Consider the following 16,861-nt stretch of genomic DNA (forward strand, 5'->3'; position numbering starts at 1 on the left):
AAAAAGGTGACCGTTCTGTGAAGACGATACATATTACACATCCTCATCATTTAATAAAAGAGGAGCAGGCAAAATCAGTGATGGCGTTAGGTTATTTTGACGGCGTTCATCTCGGGCATCAAAAGGTAATCGGCACAGCGAAGCAAATAGCCGAAGAAAAAGGTCTGACATTAGCTGTGATGACCTTTCATCCCCATCCTTCTCACGTGTTGGGCAGAGATAAGGAACCAAAGGATCTGATTACGCCTCTTGAAGACAAAATAAACCAAATTGAACAATTAGGCACAGAAGTTCTGTATGTCGTTAAATTTAATGAAGTGTTTGCTTCTCTTTCTCCTAAGCAGTTTATAGACCAGTATATTATCGGCCTTAATGTGCAGCACGCAGTGGCAGGCTTTGACTTTACGTACGGCAAATACGGCAAGGGAACAATGAAGACCATGCCGGATGATTTAGACGGAAAAGCTGGGTGCACAATGGTAGAAAAATTAACGGAGCAGGATAAAAAAATCAGTTCTTCGTATATCCGTACCGCGCTTCAAAACGGAGATGTTGAATTGGCGAATGTCTTGCTTGGACAACCTTATTTTATTAAAGGAATTGTCATTCATGGTGATAAAAGAGGGCGGACCATCGGGTTTCCGACAGCGAATGTCGGTTTAAATAACAGCTATATCGTTCCGCCCACAGGTGTATATGCCGTAAAAGCGGAAGTGAACGGCGAAGTTTACAATGGCGTTTGCAATATTGGCTATAAGCCAACGTTTTATGAAAAGCGCCCTGAACAGCCTTCCATCGAGGTCAATCTGTTTGATTTCGATCAAGAGGTATATGGAGCCGCTATAAAAATCGAATGGTACAAACGGATTCGGAGCGAGCGGAAATTCAATGGCATCAAAGAATTAACAGAGCAAATTGAGAAAGATAAGCAGGAAGCCATCCGTTATTTCAGCAATTTGCGGAAATAACTTGCAACGCACGCAAATTTTATTCTAAAATATTTGCATATAGGCACGATTTTTAGTATGATAGTTTTCGTAGTCTTAAAACCATTGCTTGGCAATCCGAAGTCACCGACGGTTGCTAGGTAACTGGGGCTAAATATGATTTGGAGGTGAAACAGGATGGCAATTACTCAAGAGCGTAAAAACCAACTCATCAATGAGTTCAAAACACACGAATCTGATACTGGATCTCCAGAAGTTCAGATCGCTATCCTAACTGACTCAATTAACAACTTGAACGAGCATTTACGTACTCACAAGAAAGACCACCACTCACGTCGCGGTCTTCTTAAAATGGTAGGTAAGCGTCGTAATCTTCTTACGTATCTGCGTAATAAAGACGTAACTCGTTACCGTGAGTTAATTAACAAACTAGGCTTACGTCGATAATCGTAAAAAGCGGGAGGATTCCCGCTTTTTTATCGTATTAAAGCGAAATTTCTTATAACAAATCATTGAAATCCTTTTACATACTACTTTGACATTGATATGTTCAATTCATTTCGTTCATAATAGGAGTAATTGATTATTTCACACAACGAAGAGAGGAGTTCGTAATTGTATGGGACAAGAAAAACATGTCTTTACCATAGATTGGGCCGGAAGAACGCTTACCGTTGAAACCGGCCAGCTTGCCAAACAGGCAAATGGTGCTGTGATGATCCGCTACGGTGATACAGCAGTACTTAGTACAGCAACCGCTTCAAAAGAACCTAAACCGCTTGATTTCTTCCCTCTTACTGTAAACTATGAAGAAAGATTATATGCGGTAGGGAAAATTCCGGGCGGATTTATTAAAAGAGAAGGACGTCCAAGTGAAAAAGCGGTTCTTGCCAGCCGTTTAATTGACCGTCCGATCCGTCCTTTGTTTGCCGATGGATTCCGTAATGAAGTTCAAGTCATCAGCATTGTCATGAGTGTTGACCAAAACTGCTCTTCAGAAATGGCTGCCATGTTCGGTTCATCTCTTGCACTTTCTGTATCGGATATTCCGTTTGAAGGACCGATTGCAGGGGTTACTGTCGGACGCATTGATGATCAATTTATCATTAACCCGACAGTCGATCAGCTTGAAAAAAGCGATATCAATCTTGTCGTTGCCGGCACGAAAGATGCGATTAACATGGTAGAAGCGGGAGCGGACGAAGTTCCTGAGGAAATCATGCTTGAGGCCATTATGTTCGGCCATGAAGAGATTAAACGCCTGATTGCATTCCAAGAAGAAATTGTTGCAGCAGTCGGCAAAGAGAAATCTGAAATTAAGCTCTTTGAAATTGATGAAGAGCTTAATGAAAAAGTAAAAGCTTTGGCAGAAGAGGATCTGCTGAAAGCCATCCAAGTTCATGAAAAGCATGCCCGTGAAGATGCCATTAACGAAGTGAAGAACGCAGTTGTGGCAAAATTCGAGGATGAAGAACATGATGAAGACACAATCAAGCAAGTGAAGCAGATTTTATCCAAGCTTGTGAAAAATGAAGTTCGCCGCCTGATTACTGAAGAGAAAGTAAGACCGGACGGCCGCGGTGTCGATCAAATCCGTCCGCTCTCTTCAGAGGTTGGCCTCTTGCCAAGAACGCACGGTTCAGGTCTATTTACAAGGGGACAAACTCAGGCCCTCAGCGTTTGTACGCTAGGTGCTCTGGGAGATGTGCAAATCCTTGACGGCTTAGGTGTCGAAGAGTCAAAACGGTTTATGCATCATTACAACTTCCCGCAATTCAGCGTTGGGGAAACAGGACCGATGCGCGGACCGGGACGTCGTGAAATCGGACACGGAGCACTGGGTGAGCGTGCGCTTGAGCCAGTTATTCCGTCTGAAAAAGACTTCCCTTATACTGTCCGTCTTGTTTCAGAAGTGCTTGAATCAAACGGTTCTACATCTCAAGCAAGCATTTGCGCAAGCACACTTGCAATGATGGATGCCGGTGTACCGATCAAAGCGCCAGTTGCTGGTATTGCGATGGGTCTTGTCAAATCAGGCGAACATTACACTGTTTTGACTGACATCCAAGGCATGGAAGACGCGCTCGGAGATATGGACTTTAAAGTAGCGGGAACTGAAAAAGGCGTAACGGCCCTGCAAATGGACATTAAAATTGAAGGACTTTCCAGAGAGATTCTTGAAGAAGCGCTTCAGCAGGCGAAAAAGGGCAGAATGGAAATCCTCAACAGCATGCTTGCAACATTAAGCGAATCAAGAAAAGAGCTTTCTCGATATGCGCCTAAGATCTTAACAATGACCATTAATCCTGATAAAATCCGCGATGTCATCGGACCAAGCGGGAAACAAATCAATAAGATCATCGAAGAAACCGGTGTTAAAATTGATATTGAGCAGGACGGCACAATCTTTATTTCCTCTACAGATGAAAGCGGCAACCAAAAAGCGAAAAAAATCATCGAAGACCTTGTTAGAGAGGTTGAAGTCGGCCAACTTTACCTAGGTAAAGTGAAACGGATTGAAAAATTCGGGGCTTTCGTTGAAATTTTCAGCGGAAAAGACGGTTTGGTGCACATTTCAGAGCTTGCGCTTGAACGCGTAGGGAAAGTTGAAGATGTTGTGAAAATCGGAGACGAGATTCTTGTCAAAGTCACTGAAATTGATAAACAAGGACGAGTGAATTTATCCCGCAAAGCGGTGCTCCGTGAAGAGAAAGAAAAAGAAGAACAACAATCTTAAATGAAAACATAAAAGGAGCCTGGGAGACCCGGCTTCTTTATTTTGAAGCTTTTCAAAAGCAGGCGGGTTCTACCTTGTCCTTCTCCTTCATAATGTGAGGTGAGGGGGGACAGAACATGTACAAAAAATTTGTACCGTTTGCCGTTTTTTTATTTCTTTTTTTTGTCTCATTTGAGATGATGGAAAATCCGCATGCACTTGATTATATAGGGGCAATGAAAAAAGATACGGTGACTGTCACGGCGTCAAAAGACCCGTTATATGAAGAATTGCTTCAAAAAGCGCCGGAGTACGAAGTTAAGCCCCAGAATGCAAGAATTGATAAAGTGTGGAAAAGCATTCCAGGCTACAATGGATTAAAGGTCAATATTGAACAATCATATAAAAAAATGAAAAAGAATGGCGAGTTTCGGGAAAAAGACCTGGTGTACAGCCAAGTAAAACCAAGTGTTCATCTTGAGTCACTTCAGCCTGAGCCTATTTATAAAGGAAATCCTGACAAGCCGATGGTTGCTTTCTTAATCAATGTGGCATGGGGAAATGAGTATTTGGAAAAAATGCTCCCTATTCTGCAAAAGCACCAGGTTAAAGCTACGTTCTTTTTAGAAGGCAATTGGGTGAGAAAAAATGAACAGCTCGCTAAGAAGATTGCAAAAGACGGACATGAAATCGGAAATCATTCATACAATCATCCGGATATGAGCAAACTGACTACAGGAAGAATTTCCGAGCAGCTCGACAAGACTAATGAACAAATAGAACAAACGATCGGTGTTAAGCCAAAGTGGTTCGCTCCGCCGAGCGGAAGTTTCAGAAAAGCGGTTATCGACATTGCAGCTGAGAAACAGATGGGAACAGTCATGTGGACAGTTGATACAATCGATTGGCAAAAGCCGGCTCCGTCTGTACTTCAGACGAGAGTGTTAAGCAAGATACATAATGGTGCCATGATTTTAATGCATCCGACTGACCCTACGGCGGAAAGTCTTGAAGCGCTGATTACAAAGATAAAAGACAAAGGATATGCGCTTGGAACAGTCACTGAACTAATGGATGAAACAAGACTATTGAAGTAACAGATGAAGGCAGCTTGTCTTTGAATAGGAGGAACAAATTTGATTAAACGATATACGTGTCAAAATGGTGTAAGAATTGTGCTGGAAAATAATCCGACAGTCCGTTCTGTTGCGATCGGCGTATGGATCGGCACAGGGTCGAGACATGAAACGCCGGAGATAAACGGAATTTCTCACTTTTTAGAGCACATGTTCTTTAAAGGGACGAGCACAAAATCTGCACGCGAGATAGCAGAATCTTTTGATCGTATTGGCGGCCAGGTCAATGCGTTTACTTCAAAGGAATATACCTGCTACTATGCAAAGGTGCTTGACGAGCATGCGAATTACGCGCTGGACGTATTAGCAGATATGTTCTTTCATTCAACGTTTGATGAAAACGAGCTGAAAAAAGAGAAAAATGTAGTATATGAAGAAATTAAAATGTATGAAGATGCGCCGGACGACATTGTACATGATTTACTGAGCAAAGCCACTTACGGCAATCATTCTTTAGGCTACCCAATTCTAGGCACGGAAGAAACGCTTGCTTCCTTTAACAGTGACTCTCTCAGACAATACATGCATGATTATTATACGCCGGACCGAGTGGTGATTTCGGTAGCGGGCAATATATCTGACAGTTTTATCAAAGATGTAGAAAAATGGTTCGGGTCATACGAGGCAAAAGGTAAAGCGACAGGCCTTGAGAAGCCTGAGTTCCACACGGAAAAACTGACGAGAAAAAAAGAAACAGAGCAGGCTCATTTGTGCCTTGGATTTAAAGGCTTAGAGGTTGGCCATGAACGTATTTATGATTTAATCGTCCTCAACAATGTGCTCGGAGGCAGCATGAGCAGCCGGCTGTTCCAAGATGTGCGTGAAGATAAAGGACTTGCTTATTCTGTTTACAGCTATCACAGCTCATATGAGGACAGCGGAATGCTCACTATTTACGGCGGAACGGGTGCAAATCAGCTTCAGCAGCTGTCGGAAACAATTCAAGAAACCCTTGCCACATTAAAACGTGACGGCATTACCTCGAAAGAACTGGAAAACAGCAAAGAGCAAATGAAGGGAAGCTTAATGCTGAGCTTAGAAAGCACAAACAGCAAAATGAGCCGAAACGGAAAAAATGAACTGCTGCTCGGCAAACATAAAACATTAGATGAAATCATCAATGAATTAAACGCCGTGAACTTAGAGCGTGTTAACGGCCTTGCCAGACAATTGTTTACTGAAGACTATGCATTAGCACTTATCAGCCCTTCCGGCAATATGCCGTCTTAAAAAGGAAAGCCTGCTCCATAATGGAGCAGGCATTTTTTAATCCCTTTCATCATACATAGTACAAGGGGGTGACAGACATGCGGCTCAGTGAATTATCAGGAAAGGAAATTGTAGACATCAAAAGAGCTGAACGGCTCGGAGTGCTCGGCCAGACCGATTTGGAAATCAATGAACAGGATGGACAGATTACAGCACTCCTCATTCCCACAGTTAAGTGGTTTGGTTTGAGAAAGCAAGGTCATGACATTCGTGTCCCATGGCACCATATTCAAAAGATCGGTTCAGATATGATTATATTAGATGTACCTGAGGAAATGCCTCCTCGACAAGAGTAAATAGCCCAATTGACTGTGAAGCGGGCTCTAAAGAAAACATCTGAAACATCGGCTGCCGGAGCCGATGTTTTTTTATATGGAAAAAGCGCATCTTTTATATTCACCGGTATTTCCTTTTGATCATAAGATGAAGGGGAGCTTAACAACTAGAGATCCAGTATATACAAAGAAGGTGAACGTTTAGAATGTTAACCGGATTGAAAATTGCAGTTATCGGCGGTGACGCAAGACAGCTCGAAATTATAAGAAAGCTCACTGAACAGCAGGCTGACATCTATCTTGTCGGTTTTGACCAATTGGATCACGGTTTTACCGGGGCAGTAAAATGCAATATTGATGAAATTCCTTTTCAGCAAATAGACAGCATCATTCTTCCAGTATCCGCGACAACAGGAGAAGGTGTCGTATCGACTGTATTTTCGAATGAAGAAGTTGTGTTAAAACAGGACCATCTTGACAGAACGCCTGCACATTGTGTCATTTTCTCAGGAATTTCTAACGCCTATTTAGAAAACATTGCAGCTCAGGCAAAAAGAAAACTTGTTAAGCTGTTTGAGCGGGATGACATTGCGATATACAACTCTATTCCGACAGTAGAAGGAACGATCATGCTGGCTATTCAGCACACGGATTATACGATACACGGATCACAGGTGGCCGTTCTCGGTCTGGGGCGCACCGGGATGACGATTGCCCGTACATTTGCCGCGCTCGGGGCGAATGTAAAAGTGGGGGCAAGAAGTTCAGCGCATCTGGCACGTATCACTGAAATGGGGCTCGTTCCTTTTCATACCGATGAGCTGAAAGAGCATGTAAAAGATATAGATATTTGCATTAATACCATACCGAGTATGATTTTAAATCAAACGGTACTTTCTAGCATGACACCAAAAACCTTAATATTGGATCTGGCCTCACGTCCCGGGGGAACGGATTTTAAATATGCCGAGAAACAAGGGATTAAAGCACTTCTTGCTCCCGGGCTTCCAGGGATTGTCGCTCCTAAAACAGCTGGGCAAATCCTTGCAAACGTCTTGAGCAAGCTTTTGGCTGAAATACAAGCTGAGGAGGGGAAATAAGGATGTCGTCATTAAAAGGAAAAAGAATCGGGTTTGGGCTGACCGGGTCGCATTGCACATATGAAGCGGTTTTCCCGCAAATTGAGGAGTTGGTCAACGAAGGAGCTGAAGTCCGTCCGGTTGTCACATTTAATGTAAAATCTACAAATACCCGATTTGGAGAGGGCGCAGAATGGGTTAAAAAAATTGAAGACCTGACTGGATATGAGGCCATTGATTCGATTGTAAAGGCAGAACCTCTTGGGCCGAAGCTGCCCCTTGACTGCATGGTCATTGCGCCTTTAACAGGCAATTCAATGAGCAAGCTGGCAAATGCCATGACGGACAGCCCGGTGCTGATGGCGGCAAAAGCGACAATCCGGAACAATCGGCCTGTCGTTCTGGGTATCTCGACAAATGATGCTCTTGGTTTAAACGGAACAAATTTAATGAGGCTCATGTCAACAAAAAATATCTTTTTTATTCCATTCGGGCAAGATGATCCATTTAAAAAACCGAATTCAATGGTAGCCAAAATGGATCTGCTTCCGCAAACGATTGAAAAGGCACTCATGCACCAGCAGCTTCAGCCGATTCTAGTTGAGAATTATCAGGGAAATGACTAAATTTACAGAAAATCTTTCCCAAACTAAAAAATTCGGTCATCACCCGCATATTCTATGGTAAAATAAAACGTAAAATCATAGTCAAATCAATTCAATGAAGCTGATTGGCGGAAGGAGTTTTACAGATGGGAAGAGGTTTACACGTAGCTGTTGTCGGAGCGACAGGGGCTGTGGGACAACAAATGCTTAAAACACTTGAAGACAGAAACTTTGAAATGGACACACTTACATTGCTATCTTCAAAACGCTCTGCGGGGACAAAAGTCACGTTTAAAGGCCAAGAGCTGACTGTTCAGGAAGCTTCTCCTGAGAGCTTTGAAGGGGTAAATATTGCTTTGTTCAGCGCCGGCGGAAGCGTATCACAAGCATTGGCACCAGAAGCTGTAAAACGCGGCGCTATTGTTATAGATAATACGAGTGCGTTCCGCATGGATGAAAATACACCGCTTGTTGTGCCAGAAGTGAATGAGGCAGACTTGCATGAACACAACGGCATTATTGCCAATCCAAACTGCTCTACAATCCAAATGGTTGCGGCACTTGAACCGATCCGCAAAGCATATGGCTTAAACAAGGTCATCGTATCAACTTACCAGGCAGTATCAGGAGCGGGTAATGAAGCTGTAAAAGAGCTTTACAGCCAAACACAGGCGATTTTAAATAAAGAAGAAATAGAGCCTGAGATCATGCCTGTAAAAGGTGACAAAAAACACTATCAAATCGCCTTCAACGCGATTCCGCAAATCGATAAATTCCAAGATAACGGCTATACGTTTGAGGAAATGAAAATGATAAATGAAACGAAAAAAATCATGCACATGCCTGACCTTCAAGTAGCGGCTACATGTGTGAGACTGCCAATCCAAACTGGGCACTCAGAGTCCGTCTACATCGAAATAGACCGTGATGACGCTACAGTTGAAGATATTAAAAATCTATTGAAAGAAGCTCCGGGCGTGACACTTCAGGATGATCCAAGCCAGCAGCTTTATCCGATGCCTGCTGATGCTGTCGGCAAAAACGATGTGTTTGTAGGCCGCATCCGCAAAGACTTGGACAGAGCAAACGGTTTTCATTTATGGGTTGTTTCTGATAACCTATTAAAAGGCGCGGCATGGAACTCTGTTCAAATTGCAGAAAGCCTGAAAAAACTAAACCTCGTATAAAAGAGAGAATTTTCTAAAGACGAATAGAAGAGAGTAAGGCGCTATCAGCCTGCTCTCTTCTGTTACGTCCGAATAATTTGGAGTGAAAACAGTGAAGATAATTGTTCAAAAGTTCGGCGGAACATCAGTAAAAGATGATAAAGGCCGCAAACTGGCTTTAGGGCATATTAAAGAAGCAATCAGTGAAGGATATAAGGTTGTCGTTGTCGTTTCAGCGATGGGCCGAAAAGGAGACCCGTATGCAACAGATTCTTTGCTCGGGCTGCTTTACGGCGATCAGTCAGCGATTTCTCCTAGGGAGCAGGATTTGCTTTTATCTTGCGGAGAGACTATTTCCTCTGTCGTCTTTACAAGCATGCTGCTTGATAACGGTGTGAAAGCAGCTGCGCTGACAGGGGCTCAGGCTGGCTTTTTAACGAATGATCAGCATACCAATGCGAAAATCATTGAAATGAAACCGGAGCGTTTATTCAGTGTGCTCGCCAATCATGATGCGGTAGTCGTCGCAGGCTTCCAGGGCGCAACTGAAAAGGGTGATACAACAACAATCGGCAGAGGGGGCAGCGATACGTCTGCAGCCGCACTCGGAGCAGCTGTTGATGCGGAATACATCGATATTTTCACCGATGTAGAAGGCGTGATGACTGCTGACCCAAGAGTGGTGGAAAATGCAAAACCGCTTCCTGTTGTGACGTATACGGAAATCTGCAACCTGGCGTATCAGGGGGCCAAGGTCATTCATCCACGTGCTGTGGAAATCGCAATGCAGGCCAAGGTTCCGATCCGCGTCCGTTCGACTTATTCGAATGATAAAGGTACATTGGTGACATCACATCACTCTTCCAAGGTCGGCAGTGATGTTTTTGAAAGGCTGATTACGGGAATCGCCCATGTCAAAGATGTCACGCAGTTCAAAGTGCCTGCGAAAATCGGCCAGTATAACGTTCAGACTGAAGTGTTCAAGGCTATGGCAAACGCTGGAATCAGTGTCGATTTCTTTAACATTACACCTAGTGAAATCGTCTATACGGTAGCCGGAAATAAAACAGAAACAGCTCAGCGTATTTTAATGGATATGGGCTATGATCCAATGGTGACGAGAAACTGCGCGAAGGTATCGGCGGTCGGCGCGGGCATTATGGGTGTTCCCGGTGTTACGTCCAAAATTGTATCGGCTCTTTCAGAAAAAGAAATTCCGATCCTTCAGTCGGCTGACAGCCATACGACGATATGGGTGCTCGTCCATGAAGCGGATATGGTTCCTGCTGTAAACGCTTTGCATGAAGTGTTTGAACTTTCGAAGTAAATGTGATTGAATCATGATGAGGTGAATAAAATGAATTTCGGAAATGTGTCTACAGCGATGATTACACCCTTTGACAATAAAGGGAACGTAGACTTTCAAAAACTGTCTACACTGATTGATTACTTGTTGAAAAACGGAACGGATTCTTTAGTAGTAGCGGGAACAACTGGAGAATCTCCGACCCTTTCAACTGAAGAAAAAATTGCGCTTTTTGAATATACGGTAAAAGAAGTAAACGGACGGGTGCCCGTTATCGCTGGTACTGGAAGCAACAACACGAAAGATTCCATTAAGCTGACAAAAAAAGCTGAGGAAGCGGGCGTGGACGCTGTTATGCTTGTTACCCCGTATTACAATAAACCTTCTCAAGAGGGAATGTACCAGCATTTTAAAGCAATTGCGGCAGAGACATCTCTTCCGGTTATGCTCTATAATGTTCCTGGCCGTACGGTTGCTTCTCTTGCTCCTGAAACGACGATTCGTTTGGCTGCGGACATTCCGAATGTGGTTGCGATTAAAGAAGCGAGCGGAGACCTAGAAGCGATTACAAAAATTATTGCAGAAACACCGGAAGACTTCTATGTCTATTCAGGGGATGACGCTCTGACGCTTCCTATTCTTTCAGTTGGAGGAAGAGGAGTTGTATCAGTGGCGAGCCATATTGCAGGCTCTGATATGCAGCAAATGATCAAAAATTATACGAATGGGCAAACAGCTAATGCGGCACTGATCCATCAGAAACTGCTGCCGATTATGAAGGAACTGTTTAAAGCGCCTAATCCTGCTCCAGTCAAAACAGCGCTTCAGCTGAGAGGTCTTGATGTCGGTTCTGTGCGTCTGCCTCTAGTCCCGTTAACTGAGGATGAACGTCTGAGCTTAAGCAGCACGATCAGCGAACTGTAAGAAAATTTCATACAGTGAAACAAACGCGGTCATTCTCACATTCAGCTGAGTTTGACCGTTTCTTTTACATATTGGTTTTCCCTAAACCTTCTGCTTTATCTTGTTTTCTAAATTTACTTTCAGTTATAATAGGAACAAGTGATGATGGACGGGTATGAGACTAGGAGGATATAGATTTTGAAAAAGAAAAATACAGAAAACGTTAGAATTATCGCCCTTGGCGGTGTCGGAGAGATTGGGAAGAACCTTTATGTCATTGAAATTGACTCAGACATATTTGTCGTTGATGCCGGCCTTATGCATCCAGAAAACGAAATGCTCGGTATTGATGTAGTGATTCCTGACATATCATATTTGATTGAACGGGCTGACCGCGTCAAGGCAATCTTTTTAACGCACGGGCACGATGAAAATATCGGCGGCGTTTTTTACTTATTAAACAAGCTGTCCGTTCCAGTGTACGGAACAAAACTGACGCTTGCACTGTTAAGAGAGAAATTAAAACAATACGGACATAACCGAAAAACTGATTTAAGAGAAATTCACTCAAAATCTGTCATTACATTTGAATCAACAAAGGTATCGTTCTTTAGAACGATTCACAGCATTCCTGATTCTGTAGGTGTGAGCTTTAAAACATCACTTGGATCTATTGTATGCACGGGAGACTTCAAATTTGACCAAACTCCTGCACTTAATCAGACGTGCGACATTGGCGAGATCGCCAAGATCGGCAATAGCGGCGTGCTCGCTCTGCTTTCTGACAGTGCAAATGCGGAACGGCCGGGTTACACCCCTTCGGAAGCGGCTGTCAGCGGAGAAATTTCGGATGCGCTGTATAATTCACAGAACCGGGTGATTATTGCTGTTTTCGCATCCAATATTAACCGGATTCAGCAAGTCATTCATGCAGCGGCTCAAAATGGCAGAAAGATTGCCGTAGCCGGAAAAAATCTTCAATCTGTCCTGCAGCTCGCGAGAAAGTTAGGATACATTGAAGCAGATGATGAATTGTTTATTTCTGTACAGGATGTCAAAAAATATCCGAAGCGCGAAGTGGCCATTATTACAGCCGGAAGCCAAGGTGAACCATTAGCTGCTTTGACAAGAATGGCAAACAAAGCTCACAAACAGCTGAACATTGAAGAAGGGGATACGGTGGTCATTGCGTCAACTCCGATTCCCGGGCAGGAACTCATTTACTCTAAAACAGTAGATCTTCTTGCGAGAGCCGGTGCACAAGTCATCTTTGCCCAAAAGCGTGTTCATGTATCAGGCCACGGCTCACAAGAAGAGTTAAAGCTGATGATCAACCTGCTTAAACCAAAATATTTGATTCCTGTAAACGGCGAATACAGAATGCAAAAAGCTCATTCAAAAATCGCTGAAGAAACCGGCATGAAGCGCAGTGACATCTTCTTAATTGAAAAAGGCGACGTCGTTGAATTCCGCGGCCAAAACGTAAAAATTGGGGATAAAGTTCCTTACGGCAATATTTTAATTGATGGTTTAGGTGTCGGTGATATCGGCAATATCGTATTGAGAGACCGCCGCTTGCTTTCACAGGACGGAATTTTAATCGTTGTCATTACACTTGATAAACAAAAGAAACATCTTGTATCAGGACCAGAAATTATCACTCGCGGCTTTGTTTATGTAAGAGAGTCTGAAGGTCTTATCGTACAGGCTACTGAGCTTGTTCGGTCCATCGTGACAGAAGCGACTGAAACATCAAATGTCGAATGGTCAACGTTGAAGCAGGCAATGCGGGATGCTTTGAACCAATTCCTTTATGAAAAAACGAAACGTAAACCGATGATCATCCCAATTATTATGGAAGTATAATGACTGACTAAAGACCGGAGCTGCTCCGGTCTTTATTTTTTGTCCTTCAAGCCGGGATTGAATGAAGTATCTTTGTTCATAATACAAAGAGAAACTCGGAAAGGATGAAAGCGAGATGGATCATCGTATGGAAAACACAGAAGAAGAGCGTCCTGAAAAAAATGATGCGAAGGACAGCATTATGAATAAAATACAGCAGCTTGGTGAAACGACGCTTCCGCAGCTGCCCCAAGATACAAATATTCATTGTCTGACCATTATCGGACAAATTGAAGGCCATGTTCAGCTTCCTCCGCAAAACAAAACAACAAAATATGAACATGTCATCCCGCAGATTGTGGCAATTGAACAAAATCCTAAAATTGAAGGCTTGCTGATCATATTAAATACTGTCGGAGGAGATGTTGAAGCTGGTCTTGCCATAGCGGAAATGCTTGCATCTTTATCGAAACCGACCGTTTCTATCGTGCTTGGCGGGGGACATTCCATCGGCGTTCCGATTGCTGTATCCTGTGATTACAGCTATATCGCCGAAACAGCAACGATGACGATTCATCCAGTTAGGCTCACCGGGCTGGTCATCGGGGTGCCGCAAACGTTTGAATACCTGGATAAGATGCAAGAAAGAGTTGTTAAATTTGTGACAAGCCATTCCAATATAACCGAAGAGAAGTTTAAAGAGCTAATGTTTTCAAAAGGAAACTTAACACGCGATATCGGAACAAATGTGGTCGGTAAGGATGCAGTTAAATACGGATTGATCGATCACGCAGGCGGTGTCGGACAGGCAATCAATAAACTGAATGAGCTCATCGATGAAGCAAGGAAAGAAGAAGGACGGATGATTCAATGATTCTTTATACCGTGATGCCGCAGGAAATTGTGTTTGCAGAACAGAACCAAGAGACAAGCGCACATGAGCAAATTGAATATAAAGGTGTACCGCTTCTAGTCGAAATGAAAGGGAATGAAGCGGAAGTCATTCAAATCATGAGCACCAATCCAATGCATTTTCTGCATCCGGACATTTCACCGGGACAAAAGCTGAAATTAAACGTATAAGAATCCAACCCTTTTTTAAGGGCAAAATATGCTATAATAGGGGAATCCTACAGAAAAAACGCAGCCTGTAAACGGCTGCTTTCTTCATTATGTATGAACTTACATTTTTTAACGCAGTAAGGTGATGAGTGTGGCAAAGAAAAAACGAAAATCAAGAAAAAAACAGGCGAAACAGCTCAATATAAAATACGAGCTCAACGGATTGCTGTGTATAGCCATTTCAATTATCGCAATCTTGCAGCTGGGGGTAGTCGGGCAAACGTTTATCTATTTGTTCCGCTTTTTTGCTGGAGAGTGGTTTATTTTATGCTTGTTAGGTTTATTGGTGTTAGGAATCTCACTGTTTTGGAAGAAAAAAACCCCAAGCCTTTTAACGAGACGAAAGGCCGGGTTGTACTGTATCATCGCAAGCATATTGCTGCTTTCTCATGTGCAGCTATTTAAAAATTTGACGCACAAAGGGTCTATTGAGTCCGCAAGCGTGGTGCGCAATACGTGGGAATTGTTTTTAATGGACATGAATGGCAGCTCTGCTTCACCTGATTTAGGCGGAGGGATGATCGGTGCGCTGCTGTTTGCGGCTTCACACTTTTTGTTTGCGTCGACTGGTTCTCAGATCATGGCAATTGTCATGATTTTGATCGGAATGATTTTAGTAACAGGACGCTCGCTACAAGAAACGCTAAAAAAGTGGATGAGCCCGATTGGACGTTTTATAAAAGAACAATGGTTAGCATTTATTGATGATATGAAATCCTTCAAATCAAATATGCAGTCATCGAAAAAAACGAAAGCGCCGAGCAAAAAACAAAAACCGGCCCGCAAAAAACAGCAAATGGAACCGGAGCCTCCTGATGAAGAGGGGGATTATGAAACAGTATCGCCTCTTATTCATTCAGAGCCGATTATCTCAAGCTTTTCTGATCGTAATGAAGAGGAAGAGTCTCCAGTTATAGAAAAGCGCGCCGAACCTGTGTCGAAGCCGCTTCAGGACATCCAACCGGAGACAGGTGATCAGGAAATTGTCTCTGCTCCTCCTATGACCTTTACAGAGCTCGAAAATAAGGATTACGAGATGCCGTCACTGGATTTGCTGGCAGATCCGAAGCATACCGGCCAGCAGGCTGATAAAAAGAATATTTATGAAAATGCCAGAAAGCTTGAACGCACATTCCAAAGCTTTGGCGTAAAGGCGAAAGTCACACAGGTTCATCTCGGACCGGCCGTAACAAAATATGAAGTATATCCTGATGTCGGAGTGAAGGTTAGCAAAATTGTCAATTTAAGCGATGATTTAGCGCTTGCGCTTGCTGCGAAGGATATCAGGATCGAAGCGCCTATACCAGGCAAATCAGCAATCGGAATTGAAGTTCCAAACGCAGAAGTGGCAATGGTTTCACTGAAAGAAGTGCTGGAGTCTAAATTGAATGACAGACCGGATGCGAAGCTGTTAATTGGACTCGGCCGCAATATTTCAGGTGAAGCTGTATTGGCTGAGTTAAACAAGATGCCCCACCTTTTGGTCGCAGGCGCAACCGGTAGCGGGAAAAGTGTCTGTGTCAATGGCATTATTACAAGTATTTTAATGCGGGCGAAACCGCATGAAGTGAAAATGATGATGATCGATCCTAAAATGGTAGAGCTAAATGTCTACAACGGAATTCCGCATTTGCTTGCTCCTGTTGTAACCGATCCGAAAAAAGCGTCGCAGGCTTTGAAAAAGGTTGTCAATGAAATGGAGCGGCGGTACGAATTATTTTCTCATACGGGTACAAGAAATATTGAAGGATACAATGATTATATAAAACGCGCCAACAATGAAGAAGGAGCGAAACAGCCAGAGCTGCCTTATATTGTTGTCATTGTGGACGAGCTTGCCGATCTCATGATGGTCGCTTCATCTGATGTGGAAGATTCGATTACGAGATTGTCCCAAATGGCACGGGCTGCCGGCATCCATCTCATTATTGCGACACAGCGGCCGTCGGTGGATGTTATCACAGGGGTGATCAAAGCGAACATTCCGTCACGAATCGCGTTCAGCGTATCTTCACAGACGGATTCAAGGACCATTCTTGACATGGGTGGCGCTGAGAAGCTTCTTGGCCGCGGCGATATGCTGTTTTTACCTGTAGGGGCTAACAAACCTGTCCGTGTGCAGGGAGCATTTTTGTCGGATGACGAAGTGGAGAAGGTCGTCGACCATGTGATTACGCAGCAGAAAGCGCAATATCAAGAAGAAATGATTCCTGAGGAGACAACGGAAACTCATTCCGAGGTTACTGATGAACTTTATGATGAAGCTGTTGAATTAATCGTCGGCATGCAGACGGCATCTGTTTCAATGCTGCAAAGAAGATTCAGAATCGGCTATACGAGAGCGGCGCGCCTGATTGACGCAATGGAGGAACGCGGTGTTGTCGGACCGTATGAAGGCAGCAAACCTAGGGAAGTATTATTATCAAAAGAGAAATATGATGAGCTCTCTTCTTAATGAAGGGAGTTCCGCTTTCTATAGTTGTCAATAATAA

At 43.5% G+C, this 16,861-nt stretch carries 15 protein-coding genes; all 15 read left to right on the top strand.

What is annotated here, in order from left to right; genetic code table 11:
* Window positions 1-17: 17 nt before the first annotated feature.
* The 15 genes from ribF to spoIIIE all read left to right on the top strand — a co-directional run bounded on the left by ribF (window position 18) and on the right by spoIIIE (window position 16,824).
* Window positions 18-968 (top strand): bifunctional riboflavin kinase/FAD synthetase, encoded by a 951-nt coding sequence (gene ribF / locus MKX38_RS08855; RefSeq protein WP_015252082.1) that lies wholly within the window; start codon window positions 18-20, stop codon window positions 966-968.
* Window positions 969-1,124: 156 nt separating this feature from the next.
* Window positions 1,125-1,394 (top strand): 30S ribosomal protein S15, encoded by a 270-nt coding sequence (gene rpsO, locus MKX38_RS08860; protein WP_003220957.1) that lies wholly within the window; start codon window positions 1,125-1,127, stop codon window positions 1,392-1,394.
* 172 nt (window positions 1,395-1,566) lie between these two features.
* Window positions 1,567-3,684: a polyribonucleotide nucleotidyltransferase gene (pnp, locus tag MKX38_RS08865; protein ID WP_003231897.1), complete on the top strand. Its 2,118-nt coding sequence runs from the start codon at window positions 1,567-1,569 to the stop codon at window positions 3,682-3,684.
* 116 nt (window positions 3,685-3,800) lie between these two features.
* Window positions 3,801-4,760 carry a polysaccharide deacetylase family protein gene (locus tag MKX38_RS08870; RefSeq protein ID WP_032721565.1) on the top strand — a complete coding sequence of 320 codons (960 nt, stop codon included), beginning with the start codon at window positions 3,801-3,803 and terminating at the stop codon, window positions 4,758-4,760.
* 39 nt (window positions 4,761-4,799) lie between these two features.
* Window positions 4,800-6,029, top strand: coding sequence for a pitrilysin family protein (locus MKX38_RS08875; protein WP_339189199.1), 1,230 nt, complete (start codon window positions 4,800-4,802; stop codon window positions 6,027-6,029).
* Between the two features lie 77 nt (window positions 6,030-6,106).
* On the top strand, window positions 6,107-6,364 hold the full coding sequence (locus MKX38_RS08880) for a YlmC/YmxH family sporulation protein (RefSeq protein ID WP_003231890.1): 258 nt from the start codon (window positions 6,107-6,109) through the stop codon (window positions 6,362-6,364).
* Window positions 6,365-6,549: 185 nt separating this feature from the next.
* On the top strand, window positions 6,550-7,443 hold the full coding sequence (dpaA, locus tag MKX38_RS08885; protein WP_003231888.1) for a dipicolinic acid synthetase subunit A: 894 nt from the start codon (window positions 6,550-6,552) through the stop codon (window positions 7,441-7,443).
* 2 nt (window positions 7,444-7,445) lie between these two features.
* Window positions 7,446-8,048, top strand: coding sequence for a dipicolinate synthase subunit B (gene dpaB, locus MKX38_RS08890; RefSeq protein WP_003244650.1), 603 nt, complete (start codon window positions 7,446-7,448; stop codon window positions 8,046-8,048).
* A gap of 125 nt (window positions 8,049-8,173) precedes the next feature.
* Window positions 8,174-9,214 carry an aspartate-semialdehyde dehydrogenase gene (gene asd, locus MKX38_RS08895; RefSeq protein WP_003244674.1) on the top strand — a complete coding sequence of 347 codons (1,041 nt, stop codon included), beginning with the start codon at window positions 8,174-8,176 and terminating at the stop codon, window positions 9,212-9,214.
* A 91-nt stretch (window positions 9,215-9,305) separates the two neighbouring features.
* Window positions 9,306-10,520: an aspartate kinase gene (gene dapG / locus MKX38_RS08900; protein ID WP_015483233.1), complete on the top strand. Its 1,215-nt coding sequence runs from the start codon at window positions 9,306-9,308 to the stop codon at window positions 10,518-10,520.
* Between the two features lie 30 nt (window positions 10,521-10,550).
* Window positions 10,551-11,423: a 4-hydroxy-tetrahydrodipicolinate synthase gene (gene dapA / locus MKX38_RS08905; protein ID WP_014476832.1), complete on the top strand. Its 873-nt coding sequence runs from the start codon at window positions 10,551-10,553 to the stop codon at window positions 11,421-11,423.
* A 177-nt stretch (window positions 11,424-11,600) separates the two neighbouring features.
* The gene (gene rnjB / locus MKX38_RS08910) at window positions 11,601-13,268 is read left to right on the top strand and encodes a ribonuclease J2 (RefSeq protein ID WP_003231875.1); all 1,668 of its coding nucleotides are present in this window, start codon (window positions 11,601-11,603) and stop codon (window positions 13,266-13,268) included.
* A gap of 115 nt (window positions 13,269-13,383) precedes the next feature.
* Window positions 13,384-14,121 carry a translocation-enhancing protein TepA gene (tepA, locus tag MKX38_RS08915; protein ID WP_003245712.1) on the top strand — a complete coding sequence of 246 codons (738 nt, stop codon included), beginning with the start codon at window positions 13,384-13,386 and terminating at the stop codon, window positions 14,119-14,121.
* A complete protein-coding gene (gene tepJ, locus MKX38_RS08920) occupies window positions 14,118-14,330 on the top strand; it encodes a TepA modulator TepJ (protein WP_003231871.1) in 213 nt (70 codons plus the stop codon). Before tepA ends, tepJ begins: the two co-directional genes overlap by 4 nt.
* Before the next feature lie 130 nt (window positions 14,331-14,460).
* Window positions 14,461-16,824, top strand: a complete 2,364-nt coding sequence (spoIIIE, locus tag MKX38_RS08925) for a DNA translocase SpoIIIE (RefSeq protein ID WP_251232942.1) — start codon at window positions 14,461-14,463, stop codon at window positions 16,822-16,824.
* Window positions 16,825-16,861: the final 37 nt, after the last annotated feature.

This window comes from Bacillus sp. FSL M8-0025, assembly GCF_037975475.1.
Lineage (GTDB): Bacteria > Bacillota > Bacilli > Bacillales > Bacillaceae > Bacillus > Bacillus subtilis.

Excerpts from the sequence above, each read along its gene's own strand:
- MKX38_RS08870 (WP_032721565.1), top strand. The coding sequence starts at position 3,801 with ATGTACAAAAAATTTGTACCGTTTGCCGTTTTTTTATTTCTTTTTTTT.
- tepJ (WP_003231871.1), top strand. The coding sequence starts at position 14,118 with ATGATTCTTTATACCGTGATGCCGCAGGAAATTGTGTTTGCAGAACAG.
- tepA (WP_003245712.1), top strand. The coding sequence starts at position 13,384 with ATGGATCATCGTATGGAAAACACAGAAGAAGAGCGTCCTGAAAAAAAT.
- rpsO (WP_003220957.1), top strand. The coding sequence starts at position 1,125 with ATGGCAATTACTCAAGAGCGTAAAAACCAACTCATCAATGAGTTCAAA.
- pnp (WP_003231897.1), top strand. The coding sequence starts at position 1,567 with ATGGGACAAGAAAAACATGTCTTTACCATAGATTGGGCCGGAAGAACG.
- dapA (WP_014476832.1), top strand. The coding sequence starts at position 10,551 with ATGAATTTCGGAAATGTGTCTACAGCGATGATTACACCCTTTGACAAT.
- dpaA (WP_003231888.1), top strand. The coding sequence starts at position 6,550 with ATGTTAACCGGATTGAAAATTGCAGTTATCGGCGGTGACGCAAGACAG.
- dpaB (WP_003244650.1), top strand. The coding sequence starts at position 7,446 with ATGTCGTCATTAAAAGGAAAAAGAATCGGGTTTGGGCTGACCGGGTCG.
- asd (WP_003244674.1), top strand. The coding sequence starts at position 8,174 with ATGGGAAGAGGTTTACACGTAGCTGTTGTCGGAGCGACAGGGGCTGTG.
- MKX38_RS08880 (WP_003231890.1), top strand. The coding sequence starts at position 6,107 with ATGCGGCTCAGTGAATTATCAGGAAAGGAAATTGTAGACATCAAAAGA.